The following is an 801-nucleotide window of genomic DNA, read 5'->3' as shown; positions in this document are numbered from 1 at the left end:
CATTTGCTCTGCACGGACCCAACAGCGCACTTGATGTTGGGCGCCAATGTCAACAAGCTTGGGCGGCTCAGCTTCGCAGCGCGCCTCTTTTAGACGGCAGCGCGGTGCAAAAGCACATCCGGTTGCCCTTGAGGTAATGGCTGGTACTCCACCCGGGATAGCTTCTAGCTTCTGACCGTCGGTGTCGACACGCGGCATAGCGCGCAATAGAGCCTCGGTGTAGGGATGTGTCGGCGCTTCGAACAGCGTTTCAACGTCTGCAGTCTCGACGACCTCTCCGGCGTACATGACTGCAACTCTGTCGGCGATCTGAGCAACTACACCAAGATTGTGTGTAATGAAAACGACCGCCATACCATGTGCAACCTTCAGTTCGTTTAAGAGGCTGAGAATCTGCGCCTGGATTGTCACGTCCAATGCCGTGGTTGGCTCGTCCGCAAGAAGGAGACGAGGCTTACATGCAAGCGCCATTGCAATCATCACGCGCTGACGCATTCCGCCCGAAAACTGATGAGGGTAGTGATCGAATCGCTCGTTGGCAGCCGGTATTTTTACCTCGTGTAGAGCCTCGAGCGCTAAGCGACGGGCGTCCCGGTTCGATACCTTGCGATGGTGTCGAATGGCTTCGGCGATCTGGTCTCCCACAGTCATGGTGGGATTGAGCGACGTCATCGGCTCCTGAAAGATCATTGCGATCGACTCTCCTCGAAGCTTGTTCATCTGCTTCTCGGGCAACGATACCAAATTCCTACCCTCAAAGAGAATCTCCCCTCCGCTATGACGCGCTAGCGTCTGCGGCAG

The 801-nt window shown here is 56.1% G+C and carries 1 protein-coding gene; it reads right to left on the bottom strand.

Translation table 11 applies throughout. The features are described 5' to 3' along the window. Positions 1-801 (bottom strand): ABC transporter ATP-binding protein (locus tag AWB67_RS38880; protein ID WP_087660938.1); only part of this gene is annotated, 801 nt, incomplete at its 3' end.

The organism is Caballeronia terrestris (assembly GCF_001544515.1).
Lineage (GTDB): Bacteria > Pseudomonadota > Gammaproteobacteria > Burkholderiales > Burkholderiaceae > Caballeronia > Caballeronia terrestris.
The sequence above is the reverse complement of the archived record's forward strand: the minus strand, read 5'-3'. Positions and strand labels throughout refer to the sequence as shown.